We start from the raw sequence: 14,935 nt of genomic DNA on the forward strand, positions 1-14,935 counted from the left end.
TCCTCGTCAGTAGTTGAGTCACTGCCCGAAACCATAGTAAGCATGCTTAGCTATGCGGCGCGCTGGGTGTCGTCCTCTCAAAGGGCGGCGTCGGCGCCCAGATCCTCAAGGGCCCATGACAAGATCCGCAGCTCGAAGGGGTGCCCCTCCTGAATTTCAAAGACGTAGGCGTCGAGTTCAAAGATGGGAGCATTTCCGCCGTGGGCCCAGTACTTGATCCAGAGGTCTTCAAGATCAATGGTCCGGCTTCGTATGAGGTTTCGCGCTGTTCGACGTGGATCTTCCATGGCAGATATCCCGCTGCAAGCGGCGGCTCGCTCCCAAGTGAACTTGTCAGGTTACTTACTTTTGAACTGTACCTTCTGCTCTGTTTCCGCGGCAATGGGTGACGGGAAGCCGAAGTGTTCCTACGATTAGGCTCATGGAACCCACCGGAAATGCCGAACATATCAGAAGCCTGCATGAGCTGGTGGTCGGTAGTTCCGACATCCACGGGATTCTCAACGGCGTGACCAGCTTCGCTTGCGATGCGATGAGCAAGGTAGCCGGGGAGAACATCGACTGTGCCCTGACGTTGCGCCGGCGCAAACGAACAGCCACTGTTGCAGGCAGCAGTGAGAGGGCCGTGTATCTGGACAAAATTGAACAGCAACTTCGGCAAGGCCCCTGCCTGGAAGCCCTGGACCTTGGCAGGCCGGTGCTGCTGGCAGACGTTGCCACCGACACTAACTGGCCGTTGTACAGCAAGGCCTTGGAAGCTGAGGGCGTCCACAGCGCCTTGGGCGTGCCTATGGACCTCGGGGAGACATCCGAAGCGGTTATCAACTTTTTTGCCCCTACCGCTGGAACCTTCACGGATGTTGTGATGGCTGAAGCTGCCGCTTTTGCTGACGTGGCCGGCAGTACGTTGCGCCTGGCCATCAGGATCGAAACCGTGGAGCAGCTCAATGCTGATCTGAAGACGGCGATGTCCTCCAGGACAGTCATTGATCTTGCCTGCGGCGTCATCATGGCCCAGAACCGCTGCGGCCAGGACGAGGCGTTCAGTGTGTTGACCAAAGCTTCAAGCCATCGAAACCAGAAACTCCATGCGGTCGCGTCAGAGATCATCGCCAACCTCAGTGGCAGCAGTGACAACCAGCTGCGCTTTGACGACTGAGCTTTCGCACTAAGGCCGCGGGCCCCGGACCTTAGGCTGCCTCGTGGCCGCAGAGGAACGCCGACGGCCGTGGTGACGCACCGCCGTCGGGCTTCTTCTGCTGCAACACAAATAATTCTGGAAACGACGCGTCACGTTTCCGCAGGTCAAAGCACATATCCAGTGCCCATGTCGTTTGAACCGCGTACTGCGCCGTTGCCCTTTTCGGCCGCGTTGCGGTTCATCGACGGAGTTAGCAGTGATGGGTGTGGCGGGTTCTGGGGCCCGCCCGGGGCGCCATCACTGCGTCAACCGGGCTAGTGCGGTCGGTCGTCTGAGTCGCGACCGACCGCACGATCCGCGGCTACGGGCGCCCTCAGTCGACCGAACTCTGGTGAAATCCGGAGGAGTAAACCTAGACTGACCGCATGGCGCAGACCCCGACCCGCACCGTCCGCGTTGTTTCCCTTGCATTCGTTGCGGCCGCCTTGTTGGCGGGCTGCATGGGAAGCGGCACCAGTCCCTTCGTCGGTGTCTGGGGTGATACCAGCGACCCCAAGCAACCCTCCCTTGAGCTGAAATCGGATGGTAATGCGACCGGAACTGATGGCTGCAACAGACTCATGGGATCTTGGAAAGAGGACGGCAAAACCATCGCGTTCGGGGGGCTCGCCTCCACCCGCATGGCCTGCGGAGGCGTCGATACGTGGCTGTCCAACGCCTCCACGGCAAGGATCCAGGAAGACGGAAAGCTAGCGGTATTCGGCCAGGGCGGGGACGAGATCGGCACGCTCGCTGCAGGCAAGTAGCTACTTCGTGACTGCCCGCATGGTGTTGTTTCGCTTCTCGTGGGTGAGCTCAGCCAAGCCGAGGGTCTCGAGCAGCGGTGGCATGTACATCCCAAACCGGCCACGGTAGCCCTTACGCAGTCCGTACCAACCGCCTACGGGGTTGTCCTCACTGCGACCCCAGGCCTCTACTGTTCCAGGAGCAGCATCCTTGCCTTCGTCCGCGGCGCCGAGGGGTACCCAATCACCCTGATCTACGAGCCATGCGTGCAGGTCCTCAATGGCACGCAACTGGTACAGCAGTTTTGTGGAACCCACCTGGCAAACAAGGGTCGGAGGATCGGCGGCCTCGTCCTTGTACATTGTGTAGTCGGACGAGCCTGGGGGAGTGGTGAGCTGCCAGGGATCGTCTTTGGTGCCAGCGGCCATGGGTAAGTCCTTCCTGAGATAGTGCCCACGCTACACAGAGTCAGGCTGTGTGTCTGCAGATTCCGTGTCCACAGCGCTGGAGTCCAGGGGGTTCTCGATCTCATCCTTCATCATTCGTGCGGCGAACAGCGCCACGAAGGCCATGATGGGGCACGCCAAACCACCAATGAAGAAAATGAGCCAGATGGGGACAACTTCGGCGATCGGGCCGGCGAGAGCCATGGACACCGGCATTAGCGCTAGCGAAACGAAGAAGTCCAAGCTGGAAATCCGTCCCAGCAGATGCCGTGGCACGCGCCGTTGCAGCAACGTGCCCCAGATGACAGTTCCGATCCCCTCTGTGACTCCGAAGATGAGCATGGCAACGCCGAGCATCCAGAAGCTGTCCATGAAACCAATGGCGGCAACCGGCAGGCTCCCCAACCCCCATGTCACCACCATCACGGTCAGGTAGCGGCGGGGAAGGCGCAAGGACGCCGTTGCCAGTGCAGCTATGGCACTGCCGACACCCATGATGGCCAGGAGAAAGCCGAACATCCTCGAGTCGCCGCCCAGCTGGTCCTGGACAACGAAGGGAAGCAAGACCTCAATGGGTCCGATGAGGAACAGCACGGACAGGCAAGCCCAGATCAGCGTCCACAGAAGCCACGGTGTCCGGATGGTGTAGCTGAATCCTTCCCGGAGGTCCTTGAAGAGGGAGGATTTTGCCGGGGCCTCAACCGTCCCGGGGGTGTTTGGACCCAGCGTCCGGCGGCTCAGGAAATTCACGATCCCGAACGCCAGCAAATGGCAGACAGCAACTCCTGCGACCGCGTGCGCTGGGGAAAGCGCTGCTACCAGAATTCCCGCAAGGGCAGGACCGGCCGCCTGCTGCAAGACCGGCCGTACAGTGCCTTCCAAGCCATTCGCTGCCAGGAGGTCGTCCGCAGGCAGTATGCGCGGCAGGATGGCCGAGTACGCGGGAAAGAAGAACGCCTGGCCCACTCCCAGGACGAAAGCACCGATAGCGAGGTGCCACAGTTGAAGGACATTGAACATGGCAAGTCCTGTGATCGTGGCAATGACAGCCAGATTGGCGCCTTCCACGGCGATGATCAGGAGTCTCTGCGGGAGCCTGTCTGCCGCTATGCCTCCCGCCAACACGAAACCCACCAGTCCGATGCTGGCCGCGGTGGCAACCAAGGACAGTTCCAGCGGACCGCCACCAAGATGGATCACTTCATAGACCATCGCCACTGCCCACATGCCGGATCCGAAGATGGAAATGGACAGCGCAGAAATCAGCACCCGGAATTCCCGGTGCGCAAAGGGACGCAGCGCTCTCAACGCGGCCATCCCACTAGCCTAGACCCGCGAAATGACGCTGTGGAAGGCGCGTTGGAGCTGTGGCTGGCGCCTGCTTGGTTGGGGTTCCGGTGACCGGAACGAAGTTCGGGAGGAAGCTAAGTTATGAAGCGCCCGACGGCGGGGCGTCGTCGTCGTCGATGTCCGGACCTTCCGCTGCGTCCTGGCTGTGGATGCCGGTATCGTGCGAAACCCAGCCTTCCGTTTCACCCTCCGCCGGAGCGTCGGTGTGGTGCCGGTTGACATGCTCGGTCTTGTCTGTCGCCTTCATTACGGATACTCCCTGTCCTCGCTTGGACTGCTTCCGTGAGTGCATCCCAGTCTACGCCGCAGGACCCCGGTTTTGGGGTCAACTCTGCGCGGAATACTGTCCACATACGGCGCTGAACAGGTCTCGCAAGGTGGAGGCGTGGCATAGGCTGAAGCCAGCAGTTCCCCGTGAAACGACTAACTGCCAAGGAGAGGTGAAGATGCCCAAGCGCCCCAACCCGGCGGTGAAGATCGCCCAGGAAACAGCCCACAACGCAGTGTTTGACACCGAAGGCAACGCCAAGCCCGGAGTTCACAATGTGCTTCTGAAGGCTGTCGAAGTCCAGCGACCCCTGGTCCTGGCCAACCTTCGCAGGCTCCAACGCAGGCACCCCAACGATTCACCGGCGCAGCTTGCCGCCAAACTCGAGCGCCACTACCTACTGGCCATTTCCGGCGGGGGTGCAGCAGTGGGTGCTACCGCCGTCGTGCCTGGAATTGGAACCGCGGCGTCGCTGGGACTTTCCGCGCTCGCAACGGTGGGCTTCCTGGAGACCACCGCGCTGTATGCGTCGTCCCTGGCGGAGCTCCACGGCATCCGGCTCACTGACCCTGTGCGTGCCCAAACAATGGTTATGGCCATCATGCTGGGCGAGGAAGGCACGTCCATGCTGGGCGCCCTGAGCGGACAATCGCTAGGACGCGGTAAGGGCGTGACCAACGCCTGGGGCCGGACGCTGACCAAGAAGATTCCAGGGAGTGGCTTCGGTGTCATCCGCGACTCCATCCAGCGCGCATTCCTGAAGAACCTCCTGAAACGCCAAGGTACGGCGTTCCTCGGCCGTGCCCTGCCGTTCGGCGTCGGCGCCGTGGTGGGTGGTGCGGGCAACCTGATGATGGGCCGTGCCGTGGTGTCCACCGCAAAGGAAGCTTTCGGCCCGCTGCCGGATACCATCCCTGGCGAATTGCTCCCGAACGCACCAAAGAACGTCTTGGACAACACAACGCTGGAAGGCGGTAACGGTGGATCTGAACGCTGACCTGGGGGAGTCATTCGGCTCCTGGACCATGGGAGACGACGCCTCGATGTTCCGCATCGTGAGCAGCGCCAACGTGGCCTGCGGCTTCCACGCTGGTGATCCCCTCACCATGCTGGACAGCTGCCGTGCGGCGTTCGAACTGGATGTCCGCGTCGGTGCGCATGTTGGGTACAGGGACTTGGCCGGCTTCGGCCGGCGCTCCCTGGATATGACCTTTGACGAGTTGTTCGGTGACGTTCTCTACCAACTTGGCGCCCTCGACGGCATGGCCCACGCGGTGGGAGCTTCGGTGGATTACGTGAAGCCCCACGGTGCGCTCTACAACAGGATCGTTCGGGACGCCGAGCAGGCGGAAGCCGTAGTGGCCGCCGTCCACGCTTACGATCCCGGGCTGCCGGTCCTGGGTTTGCCGGGCTCGGCGTGGCTGACGCTTGCTGAGGAATCCGGGCACCCGGTGTTCCGTGAAGCATTCGTGGATCGCGCCTACCTGCCCGACGGAACGCTGGTACCGCGCACCCAGGAAGGCGCCGTGCTGCATGACCCGGACGCCGTGGTGGCCCAGGCCGTGCGTCTCGCAACACGCAAGGAGGTTCTGGCCACCGACGGAACCGTGGTGCCAGTGCTAGCCGACTCGTTGTGCATCCACGGCGATACACCCGGTGCGGTAAACATGGCTGCTGCCGTGAGGGAGGGCCTTGAACACGCCGGCGTTCAGATTGAAGCGTTCGCCTAAAGCTGTGGCTGGGGAGGCCCTATGGGTGCGGTAGTGGTGGAGCCGGGATCGGCCACGTTGGTTCTCGGCCCGGAGCAAGTACTGGACCGCGCGTCCATGCACATGGCCAATGCCCTACTGGGTAACCCGGACTCTGCGGCCGGACTTGAGGTGCTGTTGGGTGGGTTGAAGTTGAGGTTCGTCACGGGGTCGGCCGTGGCAGTCACCGGGGCCGAGGGCATGGTGAGACTCAACGGCAACGAACTGCCCTTCAACAAGGCTGTACGGGTGGCGCCCGGCGCAGTGCTTGAGTTCGGCCCTGCCCTGTTTGGTCTGCGATATTACGTGGGGGTCCAAGGCGGCATTGCGGCCCAGGCAGAGCCGCTGCGAGCTGGTGCGGCGCTGACATTTGGTCGGCCGCACGGGCACCGTTTCCCCGAGGTGACGCACCCTGCACGGCGTGCTTTGGACCCGGAACGTCCTGTGGTTGCCAGAGTTTCGCCTGGGCCTCAGGCACGGAATTACGACGCCGGTACGTGGCTTCGGCTGACCAGCGAACCATGGATTCTCTCGCCTGAGTCGGATCGGGTAGGTGCGCGCTTGGCCGGCAGGCCGCTTGATGTTGCAGCGGCCTCTAAGGACGCCGGCGGTGAAGCACCCCAGCCCCAGCCGCTGGTATTAGGCTCCGTCCTGTTACCGGCGTCGGGCCTTCCGGTTATCGCGTTGGCCGCCCATCCGGATACTGCAGAGTCACCGGTGTTCGCAGTGGTCCGGGACGAGGACCTGGACTTGATCGGACAAGCAAGGCCTGGTCAGATGGTGCACCTGCTGGGTTGAACGGGAGAAGAGTTCTACGCTGAACCTGTTCATACTCTCGAAGAGAGGCTGCCATGGCACAGGATCCAAAACCCACGTTAGAGCAACTGAACATCCTCATTGGCGAATGGGAAACGTCCGTCCCTGGATTGGAAGTCCCCGGCCGGACCACCTTTGAATGGCTGGAAAGCGGAGGCTTCCTTATCCAGCGCTCCACAGTCGAGCGATCCGAGTATCCCAATGCGGTCAGCATCATCGGTGGCACCGGCTCGGATGGTGCCTTCCAACAGCACTACTTCGACTCCCGTGGCGTCGCACGGATCTACGACATGACGCTCAAGGACAACGTGTGGACCCTTTTTCGGGATGGACCTGACTGGCCTCAACGCTTCGTTGGCCGCTTCAGTGCGGACGGCAACACCATCCATGCACGCTTGGAACGGGGAAGCTACCCTGGTGGTCCCTTGGAACACGACTTTGACATGGTGTACACCCGGATCCTGCCCTGAACTAATTCGTTCCTCTTTCTGCCAACCGCTGGAGTTGCCATGAATGCACGTCCGGCAGCCAATCCAAGGGTGCAGATGGGCCGACGCGCGGGTCCTCAGGATCTCGGCCAACCTGCAGTGCCTGCACGTACGCGCGATCCATGGCAATACGTTCCCGCAGCTGCGCAACGCCACCCACGGAACCATGGCCGGGGACCACAGCAGCAACGTTGCCAGCCACGGTCTCGAACTGGTCCAGAGTTTTGAGATAGTCATTGAGCGGATCCGCTGCTTCCAAGTCGAGGAACGGCATGAGGATGTCAGAAAGCATGTCGCCCGCGACGAGCACACCGGATTCTCCAACCAAGAGAGCTGCGTGGCCTGGAGCGTGGGCTTGGTGCTCCAGGATGCGGACGGTGGGCCCATCCCACGGAATCTCCGTAGCGCCGGCGGGTAGGCCGGTGATGAGTCCGAGCAGATCCATGGGGATCTCCCCGGCGTGCTCCGGCGGCAAACCCTCAGCCACTTGGTCCCTCCAGTCCGCCTGGGACAGGACGCCCCGGATGGAAGCCGCGCAACGGGCTGTGCCGTAACGTGGCGCATCGCCGAAGTCCGGGTGCCACAGCACATGGTCCCAATCAGGATGCGTGGAGAAACCTGCGACGACGGGTTGGCCCACGTCGCGAAGGTCGCTGGCGATACCCGCCATTTCATTGACGGTGATGCCGGGGTCGATCAGCAACACACCGTCCCGACCCTGCACCACAGTGCAGTTGCTCTGGATGAATTCGCTCTCGTGCACCAGAACGCCTTCAGCAACTTGCTTCAGCATGGCCCTGCCTTCCCTAGAGCTTTTGCGCCAGCATGACCAGGATGCCGCTGGGGCCGCGAAGATACGTCAGCTTGTAAACGTCCTGATAGTTCGCCACCCCACGCAGTGGATGGCATCCGTGCTTTGCAGCGATCTCAAGGGCATGGTCGATGTCGTCAACTGAGAAGGCGACACGGTGCATCCCGATCTCGTTGGGAAGCGTTGGGTTCGTCTCGATTGCGTCAGGGTGGAGATATTCGAAGAGCTCAAGTTGACCGTTGCCGTCCGGGGTTTGAAGCACCGCAATTTTGGCATGGTTGCCATCCAGGCCAACGGCAGTGTCGGCCCACTCGCCACTGACCGTGTCCCTGCCCAGAACCGTGAGGCCGAGATCCGTGAAGAAGGCGATTGCTTCCTCAAGATCGCGAACAGCTATACCGACGTTCTCAAGTTTGATAGGCATGCGTTGAAGCTACCAAGGCCCATCGGATAGCTCCAGTGCTGCCGGTTACCCAAACAGCAGATGCGCCACTGTGAAAATCGCCAATCCGGCCAATGCACCCACCACTGTTCCGTTGATGCGGATGTACTGGAGGTCTTTGCCCACCTGGAGCTCAATCTTCTGGGACGTTTCCTCGGCATCCCAGCGGGCTACGGTGTCTGAGATGACCCCGGCGATGTCAGAACGGTACGTATTCACCAGATAGCCTGCAGCATCACCGATCCAGGTGTTGACCTTGCCGGCCAGTTCTTCGTCGTTGACCAGGCGAGTGCCGAAGTCCCGGACGGCGCTCTTGAAACGCTGGCTCAGTTCGCTGTCGGGATCGTCGACGGCGTTCAGCAGCGCAGTCTTCACCGTTCCCCACGTGCGTGACGCCAGTTCGCGGACCTCGGGATCACCGAGGATCTGGGCCTTGATGGATTCCGCGCGCTCGATCATCGCGGGGTCGTGCTGCAAGTCCTGGGCCAGATCAGTCAGGTAGGCGTCGATCGACTGCCGCACCTGGTGGTTCTGGTCCGCCTGTACTGCGCGGACAAACTTGGACAGTTCCACGTAGACGCGGTCACCCACCAGGCCATCAACGAATGTCGGCACCCACAGAGGCGAGCGATCCGAAACGAGCCTGTTCACCGTTGTATGGTTGGCGTCCACCCAGTCGGCTGCCCGGTCAACCAAGAGGTCAACCAAGGTGTGGTGGTGGCCGTCGGCGAAGATCCGTTCGGCCATCCTGCCCACCGGTGGCCCCCAGGGCGGCGTGAGGAGGTGCTTACGGACCATGCCCTCAATTACTGCCTGGACGTCGTCGTCGTTCAGTACTGTGAAGGCGCCTCTAATCACGGCCCCGCCTTCCTTGGCCACGCGCTCGGCACCTCCTGGCCCGGATAACCAGCGCCCGGCCTTGCGGGCAATATCAATGCTTGCCAGCTTGTCGTGGACAACCTCTTGGGACAGGAAGTTGCTCTCGACGAAGTCGCTGAGTGATTGCCCGATCTGGTCCTTGCGACGCGGAATGATGGCCGTGTGCGGGATCTTCAGGCCCATGGGGTACTTGAACAGCGCAGTGACAGCGAACCAGTCTGCCAGCGCACCCACCATGCCGCCTTCGGCTGCCGCCCGGACGTATTCGAGCCACGGGTACTGCTTCTGGAACGCGAACGCCACGGTAAAGATCACTGCCATCGCGATCAGCAGCGCCAGGGCCAACCGCTTCATCCGGACCAACGCGGCCGCTTTTTCCATATCTCCCGCGGAGGGAGCGACGACGGCGGATGCGCCTCGTGCGGGTGCGGCGCCGGCGGTGGGAGCGGGGTTGGTGACGTCTTCGGTTGGGATTTGTTCAGAGTTCACCTGCATTAGCCCAGCGTAGCCCCCGAGCGTCCGGCAGGGTGGGCTAACGTGTCTGCATGACTAGCGACGACTTCACCCCGAGCCGGCCCAAGGTCTACGCCCACCGCGGCGCCAGTGCCGCCTTCGCCGAGCACACCCGTGCTGCCTATCTGAAGGCACTCGCCGATGGCGCCGACGGTGTTGAATGCGATGTCCACCTGACCCGGGACCAGCATGTGGTGCTGCTGCACGATGCGAACCTGGACCGGACTTCCACGGGCACGGGCCCGGTTGGTGAGCACACTCTCGAGGAGCTCCGGGCCTTGGACTTCTCGTCGTGGAAGGGTGCCCGCATACCGGATGCCTACGGGGGAGTAGCTGACCAGCTCCTTACCTTGCCGGAGTTGCTGGATATCCTCCGTGCAGCCGGGCGCGACATTGGTTTGGCCATTGAGCTCAAGCACCCCAGCCCGTACGGACTGAAACTGGAGGATCGTGTTCTTGCCCTGCTGGAGGAGGAGGGTTGGACACCTGAGGAATCCCGGCTGGAGAACATTCGGATCTCCTTCATGAGCTTTGACACCGACTCCGTTCAGCGTTTGCTGCAGACCGTTCCCAAGGAGCACATCTGCCAATTGGTGGACGACTTCACCGTGAAAGAGATCCGACAAGAGCTCGGCCTCGGGTTCCTTACTGGCGGCGCAGTAGCGAACGTTATGCGGGCAACTCAGCTCGAGGCCGAACGCGTCCTGGATGCAGGCGAAGTAGCTATCGCCGGCCCGGGCATCGATTACGTGAGGGAGCATGCGCGGAACGTTCAGCGCTGGTTGGAGTCAGGCCGTGTCTTCCGGGTGTGGACCGTTGACTCGGAGAAGGACGTCGCCCTGTGCCAAGGACTCGGCATCCACGAAATCACCACCAACAGGCCAGCCCAGGTGCTCGCGCAGTTGATGGTACCCAACTGAGTCGCAGCAGAGCGCGTTTTGAGCCGTCAAAAGGTGCTCTGCTGCGACTCAGTTGGGTCTCGCTTTGGGGGTCACCGCGCTTGTGATTGAGTGGTCTCATGTCTTTTCGCTGGTCAGCACAAGCAACCCGAACCACCTCAGCATTAGCTTTGAGCGCACTGCTCCTGGCCAGCGCCGCCAAGCACTTCCGTACTCCCAGGTTCTATTACCCGGTGGTTCCGGACTACCTGTGCCGCAACGACGAGCCGGGAAGCCGTCCAAACGGCCCCTTGGCAGTTATGTCCCGCGAGGAATGGATTGCGTCGTCCGGCCTACTTGAGGTGACTGCCGCCGTCGGACTCTTGATCCCTGCCACCCGCAAGGTTGCCGCGGACGCCACCACAGCGATGTTCACTGCATTCCTTGCAGGGCATATAGACGCCCTCCGACGCGCGTATGGTCCCAAGGGTACGGCCGCCGAGCGCCGCATCCACACGGTTCGGCTGCCCCTGCAGATTCCGCTTATCCTGTGGTCCTGGAGCCTGCGGAAATGAGCGCCGGTACTGCCCCTATGAAACTCAGGGAGTCGCCGGCATTCAAGGTCGCACTGTCCCTGAGTATTGCCACTGGACTGTATGGCGTGTCATTCGGTGCTTTGGCTGTGGCGTCAGGGTTCGATTTCTGGCAGACGATGGTGCTGAGCTTGCTGCTGTTCAGCGGAGGTTCGCAGTTTGCCTTCATCGGTGTCGTTGCCGGCGGCGGCTCGGGGGTCGCGGCCATGACGGCCAGTGCGTTGCTGGGTTTGCGCAATGGCATCTACGGCATGCAGATCAATGCCATGCTTCGCCCCGGCGGGTGGAAACGTTACGTTTCCGCGCATGTAACCATCGATGAATCAACGGCGACGGCGTCCGGCCAGTCTGATCCCGACGAGCAACGCCGCGGGTTCTGGACTGCCGGCATAGGAATATTCATCTTATGGAATATCTTCACGGCCATTGGTGCGTTGGCTGGTGACGCCATGGGTGATCCCAAGCAGTGGGGCCTGGATGGTGCTGCAGTTGCGGCGTTCTTGGCGCTGCTGTGGCCGAGGCTGAAAGGCCGGGAACCCTGGGCAATCGCCGCAGCCTGTGCGCTGGCCACCATCCTGGCCGTGCCGTTCGTTCCCTCCGGAGTCCCCATCCTCGTGGCGGCAGTAGTGGCTGGCGTCATCGGTTGGTTCAGCCACGCACGCATGGATGAAGGACTGGAACCGGACCTGGATCCGTATGCCGAGAAGCACCAGCGTGAACACGGAGGCAAGAAATGAACCTCTGGCTTTGGATCCTCATTGCCTGTGCGCTGGCGTATTTGACCAAGCTGGTGGGCTACTTCGTCCCGGCCAAACTGCTGGAAAACCCGCGCATCATGCACATCGCCGGCACCATGACCATTGGGCTGCTGGCATCCTTGACGGTTGTTAATGCTGTGGCTTCAGGGCAAGGCCTGGTCCTCGATGCGCGCATCGGCGCCTTGGTTGCCGCCGCCGTCGCGCTTTGGCTCCGCGCGCCGTTCCTCGTCGTAGTGATTTCAGGCGCAGCAGCCGCAGCATTGCTGCGGCTGCTGGGTTGGGGCTAGACGGCCTCGGTGAACGTCACGCCCGGGATGCCCGACTGATCGGGGAGCGGCCGCGAGGGGCGTTCGGTCCGGATGGCATCCTCAATCAATGCCACGGGACGCTTCCAGGCTTCGGATCCAGGTTCCATGGTGTCCACTGCGCCGATCAGCATCGCCAGCAGCCTGACCATGTCCTCGATGGTGATATCGCGGCGCAGGGTGCCTTGGCTTTGCCCGCGCTTGAGCAGGAACTCCATGGATCCGATGAGGCCGCCCGTGATGCCCATGAGGAGGCCGCGTCGGCCTGCGACCGCGTCGAGGAGGTTCGCGTCATCGCTGGCGACCTTCATCACGGCGTCGATGACGTTGATGAGACCTTCGGCGGCGTCCATGCCGTCAGCCGCGGCGGCGGCAACCGGGTCCACATGGAGGCGTAGCTGGCGCGACAGTGCCGCAAGCACCAACTGTTCTTTGTCCGAGAAGTTGCGGAACAGCGTTGCGGGGCCAACTCCAGCGGTGGCGGCGATGGTCTGAAGGGGTACGTCGGGGCCGTGTTCCCGGAAGCACTGCCTGGCGGCGGTGATGATTTTGTCCACATTACGTGCGGCGTCTGCCCTGAGGGGCTTGCGTTCAGAGGGCTGTTCCATGCTTGTCAGGGTAGCAATGGAGGCCTCCCGGCCCCTTGTTACGCGGGAGTAGGTTGTTTTGTGACAAACCGGCACGTGAAACACTGGATTTCATGTTGCTTGCATTTTCAGTCGCCCCTTCGGGCCAGCCTGCTTCCGCCGCCAACGGCGGACCCACCCCCGACGCCTCCGTGCACGACGCCGTCGCTGCGGCGGTCAAGATCGTCCGCGAGTCGGGTTTGCCCAACCAGACGGATTCAATGTTCACCACTATCGAGGGCGAGTGGGATGAGGTCTTCGACGTCGTCAAGCGCGCCACTGAGGCTGTTGGCCGTTACGGCAGCCGCGTCTCGCTGGTGATCAAGGCTGACATCCGTCCCGGATTCAGTGGAGAGCTGACCGGCAAGGTGGAGCGCTTGGAAGAAGCCATTTCCGCCACGGACTAGATCCTTTCCCCAAGCTGCGGTGAGTGCCAGACTGGGGGCCATGATTGAACACGGAACCGAGCCTGGTTGGGTCGACGTCGAGCATTACCTGACTGACGTCGTCGTGCGTCCTGATCCGGTCCATAAGCGCGCCGTGACTTCTGCCGCTGAGGCAGGGATGCCTGCCATTGAAGTAGCACCCAACGCCGGCAAGCTGCTGCGCATGCTGGTTCAAATGTCGGGGGCCAGGCGGGTCCTCGAAATTGGAACCCTTGCGGGTTTCAGCAGCATGTGGATGGCCCAGGGACTGCCCGACGACGGCAGGATAGTCACGTGCGAATTCCTCCAAAAGCATGCCGACGTGGCGCGAGCCAATTTGGATGCTGCCGGAGTGGGGCACAAGGTGGACATTCGCGTTGGTGCTGCGTTGGACACCCTGCCAACTTTGGCCGGCCAGGAATCGTTCGACTTCGTGTTCATCGACGCCGACAAGGAAAATGACGCCAACTATCTCGACTGGGCCATCCGTCTAGGTCATCCGGGAACGGTGATCGTGGTGGATAACGTGATTTGGGATGGGGCCATCTTGGAGCCCGAGCGCGACGAGGTCAACGCACCAGGCATTGTGGCCATGCTGGAAAGAATGGGTCAGGATCCGCGACTCGATGCCACCGCCATCCAAACTGTGGGCAGCAAGGGTTGGGACGGTTTTGCGATAGCGCGGGTGCGGTAAGTGGATTTCACGATTCGGCCGGCAACGGTGGATGACGCCGAGGCCATGGCGCTCATGCATGTTCAGTCGTGGAGGGAGAGCTACGCGCATTTGCTGCCTCCGGAGTTCTTCGAGAAACAGGAAGCGGCGTTGCCTGACCGCATCGAACGGTACCGGGCCTTCATCGCTGCAGGCCACACCCGGATGCTGGCCCACGATCCCGATGGCCAACTGATTGGCCTCGGCGCAGCTGGTCCCGGACAGGACGAGGACGGTCCTTACGATCGGGAGCTTTACATGCTCTACACCTTGGAACGCATCCATGGCCGGGGTGTTGGGCAGGCGTTGGTGGAGGCGCTGATCGGCGATGGACCGGCGTACTTGTGGGTGCTGGACGACAATCCCCGGGCCCAGGCTTTCTATCGTCGCAACGGTTTTGTGCCGGACGGCAAACGTCAGCTCTGCGACCCATCCTGGTACTCGTTGCCCGAACACCGGATGGTGCGCCCCGCAGCCGGGACGTAGCGGAATCCCAACGCTCGCGAGCTGTTCCCACAGCTGACTCATGTCGATATGGTGATCACGGGCGGTGTCGGTGACGACCCGTCCGGTTGGAATCAGGCGTCGATAACCGGAGCCTGTGTACGCCATTCGATTCTCGGGAGGAAGCATGACCATTCCAGAGCAGGATCCAAGCGAGCAGGAAGGCCCGGCAGACGGCGGCGCGGCCGGTGTCCCGGGAACGCACGACGGCGGTGCTGACGGTGGTGCCGATGGCGGCGCTGATGGTGGTGCCGAAGGCCCTGCCGACGGTGGCGCGGACGGCGTCCCGGGAACGCACGACGGTGGTGCCGATGGCGGCGCTGATGGTGGTGCCGATGGTGGTGCCGAAGGCCCGGCGGACGGTGGAGCGGGCCGCGTCCCAGGTACCCACGACGGCGGTGCTGACGGCGGTGCCGATGGCGGCGCCGGCCAACAAGGCAGCTAAG

The 14,935-nt window shown here is 62.1% G+C and carries 22 protein-coding genes; 14 read left to right on the forward strand and 8 right to left on the reverse strand.

The features are described 5' to 3' along the window. Positions 1 to 77 precede the first annotated feature (77 nt). A complete protein-coding gene (locus ACNAOT_RS01875) occupies positions 78 to 287 on the reverse strand; it encodes a hypothetical protein (protein ID WP_091464767.1) in 210 nt (69 codons plus the stop codon). 134 nt (positions 288 to 421) lie between these two features. On the opposite strand from ACNAOT_RS01875, the gene ACNAOT_RS01880 reads away from it, so the two are divergent. Together ACNAOT_RS01880 and ACNAOT_RS01885 are read left to right on the forward strand one after the other, a co-directional pair. Then, complete coding sequence (locus ACNAOT_RS01880; RefSeq protein WP_420179810.1) at positions 422 to 1,159, forward strand: GAF and ANTAR domain-containing protein; 738 nt, start codon at positions 422 to 424, stop codon at positions 1,157 to 1,159. Positions 1,160 to 1,566: 407 nt separating this feature from the next. Next, positions 1,567 to 1,947, forward strand: a complete 381-nt coding sequence (locus ACNAOT_RS01885) for an META domain-containing protein (RefSeq protein WP_420179811.1) — start codon at positions 1,567 to 1,569, stop codon at positions 1,945 to 1,947. Here the strand turns inward: ACNAOT_RS01885 and ACNAOT_RS01890 are convergent, their stop codons facing one another. The 3 genes from ACNAOT_RS01890 to ACNAOT_RS01900 all read right to left on the reverse strand — a co-directional run bounded on the left by ACNAOT_RS01890 (position 1,948) and on the right by ACNAOT_RS01900 (position 3,970). Continuing rightward, positions 1,948 to 2,355: a DUF6855 family protein gene (locus ACNAOT_RS01890; RefSeq protein WP_420179812.1), complete on the reverse strand. Its 408-nt coding sequence runs from the start codon at positions 2,353 to 2,355 to the stop codon at positions 1,948 to 1,950. A 30-nt stretch (positions 2,356 to 2,385) separates the two neighbouring features. Then, positions 2,386 to 3,690, reverse strand: coding sequence for an MFS transporter (locus tag ACNAOT_RS01895; protein ID WP_420179813.1), 1,305 nt, complete (start codon positions 3,688 to 3,690; stop codon positions 2,386 to 2,388). A gap of 112 nt (positions 3,691 to 3,802) precedes the next feature. After that, positions 3,803 to 3,970: a hypothetical protein gene (locus tag ACNAOT_RS01900; protein WP_420179814.1), complete on the reverse strand. Its 168-nt coding sequence runs from the start codon at positions 3,968 to 3,970 to the stop codon at positions 3,803 to 3,805. A 199-nt stretch (positions 3,971 to 4,169) separates the two neighbouring features. On the opposite strand from ACNAOT_RS01900, the gene ACNAOT_RS01905 reads away from it, so the two are divergent. From ACNAOT_RS01905 to ACNAOT_RS01920, 4 genes are read left to right on the forward strand one after another with little or no spacing between them, the layout of a single operon-like run. Next, complete coding sequence (locus ACNAOT_RS01905) at positions 4,170 to 4,988, forward strand: hypothetical protein (protein WP_420179815.1); 819 nt, start codon at positions 4,170 to 4,172, stop codon at positions 4,986 to 4,988. Next, a complete protein-coding gene (locus ACNAOT_RS01910; protein ID WP_420179816.1) occupies positions 4,972 to 5,721 on the forward strand; it encodes a LamB/YcsF family protein in 750 nt (249 codons plus the stop codon). Before ACNAOT_RS01905 ends, ACNAOT_RS01910 begins: the two co-directional genes overlap by 17 nt. Positions 5,722 to 5,742: 21 nt before the next feature. After that, entirely contained in the window at positions 5,743 to 6,537 is a 795-nt protein-coding gene (locus tag ACNAOT_RS01915) for a biotin-dependent carboxyltransferase family protein (protein ID WP_420179817.1), read from the forward strand. Between the two features lie 53 nt (positions 6,538 to 6,590). Further along, positions 6,591 to 7,025 carry a hypothetical protein gene (locus tag ACNAOT_RS01920; protein WP_420179818.1) on the forward strand — a complete coding sequence of 145 codons (435 nt, stop codon included), beginning with the start codon at positions 6,591 to 6,593 and terminating at the stop codon, positions 7,023 to 7,025. Position 7,026: 1 nt separating this feature from the next. Here the strand turns inward: ACNAOT_RS01920 and ACNAOT_RS01925 are convergent, their stop codons facing one another. Genes ACNAOT_RS01925 through ACNAOT_RS01935 form a run of 3 tightly spaced genes read right to left on the reverse strand, consistent with a single transcriptional unit; the run spans position 7,027 to position 9,670 of the window. Then, positions 7,027 to 7,836 (reverse strand): MBL fold metallo-hydrolase, encoded by an 810-nt coding sequence (locus tag ACNAOT_RS01925; protein WP_420179819.1) that lies wholly within the window; start codon positions 7,834 to 7,836, stop codon positions 7,027 to 7,029. A 13-nt stretch (positions 7,837 to 7,849) separates the two neighbouring features. Continuing rightward, complete coding sequence (locus ACNAOT_RS01930) at positions 7,850 to 8,278, reverse strand: VOC family protein (protein WP_178992970.1); 429 nt, start codon at positions 8,276 to 8,278, stop codon at positions 7,850 to 7,852. A gap of 45 nt (positions 8,279 to 8,323) precedes the next feature. Next, positions 8,324 to 9,670: a DUF445 domain-containing protein gene (locus ACNAOT_RS01935; protein ID WP_420179820.1), complete on the reverse strand. Its 1,347-nt coding sequence runs from the start codon at positions 9,668 to 9,670 to the stop codon at positions 8,324 to 8,326. A gap of 50 nt (positions 9,671 to 9,720) precedes the next feature. On the opposite strand from ACNAOT_RS01935, the gene ACNAOT_RS01940 reads away from it, so the two are divergent. The 4 genes from ACNAOT_RS01940 to ACNAOT_RS01955 all read left to right on the forward strand — a co-directional run bounded on the left by ACNAOT_RS01940 (position 9,721) and on the right by ACNAOT_RS01955 (position 12,204). Further along, positions 9,721 to 10,608, forward strand: coding sequence for a glycerophosphodiester phosphodiesterase (locus ACNAOT_RS01940; protein WP_420179821.1), 888 nt, complete (start codon positions 9,721 to 9,723; stop codon positions 10,606 to 10,608). A 98-nt stretch (positions 10,609 to 10,706) separates the two neighbouring features. Beyond that, a complete protein-coding gene (locus ACNAOT_RS01945; protein ID WP_364307357.1) occupies positions 10,707 to 11,141 on the forward strand; it encodes a hypothetical protein in 435 nt (144 codons plus the stop codon). Continuing rightward, entirely contained in the window at positions 11,138 to 11,896 is a 759-nt protein-coding gene (locus tag ACNAOT_RS01950; protein ID WP_420179822.1) for an AzlC family ABC transporter permease, read from the forward strand. Before ACNAOT_RS01945 ends, ACNAOT_RS01950 begins: the two co-directional genes overlap by 4 nt. Next, positions 11,893 to 12,204: an AzlD domain-containing protein gene (locus ACNAOT_RS01955; RefSeq protein ID WP_091464797.1), complete on the forward strand. Its 312-nt coding sequence runs from the start codon at positions 11,893 to 11,895 to the stop codon at positions 12,202 to 12,204. Before ACNAOT_RS01950 ends, ACNAOT_RS01955 begins: the two co-directional genes overlap by 4 nt. On the opposite strand, the gene ACNAOT_RS01960 is transcribed toward ACNAOT_RS01955, so the two are convergent. After that, positions 12,201 to 12,830: a TetR/AcrR family transcriptional regulator gene (locus ACNAOT_RS01960; protein WP_091464799.1), complete on the reverse strand. Its 630-nt coding sequence runs from the start codon at positions 12,828 to 12,830 to the stop codon at positions 12,201 to 12,203. The genes ACNAOT_RS01955 and ACNAOT_RS01960 overlap by 4 nt on opposite strands. 92 nt (positions 12,831 to 12,922) lie before the next feature. Here ACNAOT_RS01960 and ACNAOT_RS01965 point away from each other — a divergent pair, with 92 nt between their 5' ends. The 4 genes from ACNAOT_RS01965 to ACNAOT_RS01980 all read left to right on the forward strand — a co-directional run bounded on the left by ACNAOT_RS01965 (position 12,923) and on the right by ACNAOT_RS01980 (position 14,934). Further along, positions 12,923 to 13,255, forward strand: a complete 333-nt coding sequence (locus ACNAOT_RS01965; RefSeq protein ID WP_178992977.1) for a thiamine-binding protein — start codon at positions 12,923 to 12,925, stop codon at positions 13,253 to 13,255. Between the two features lie 40 nt (positions 13,256 to 13,295). Beyond that, on the forward strand, positions 13,296 to 13,967 hold the full coding sequence (locus ACNAOT_RS01970) for an O-methyltransferase (protein ID WP_420179823.1): 672 nt from the start codon (positions 13,296 to 13,298) through the stop codon (positions 13,965 to 13,967). Next, the gene (locus tag ACNAOT_RS01975; RefSeq protein WP_420179824.1) at positions 13,968 to 14,471 is read left to right on the forward strand and encodes a GNAT family N-acetyltransferase; all 504 of its coding nucleotides are present in this window, start codon (positions 13,968 to 13,970) and stop codon (positions 14,469 to 14,471) included. Between the two features lie 145 nt (positions 14,472 to 14,616). Continuing rightward, positions 14,617 to 14,934 carry a BatC protein gene (locus ACNAOT_RS01980; RefSeq protein ID WP_420179825.1) on the forward strand — a complete coding sequence of 106 codons (318 nt, stop codon included), beginning with the start codon at positions 14,617 to 14,619 and terminating at the stop codon, positions 14,932 to 14,934. The last annotated feature ends 1 nt before the right edge of the window (position 14,935 follow it).

Source organism: Paenarthrobacter sp. TA1.8 (assembly GCF_048595705.1).
Lineage (GTDB): Bacteria > Actinomycetota > Actinomycetes > Actinomycetales > Micrococcaceae > Arthrobacter > Arthrobacter nitroguajacolicus.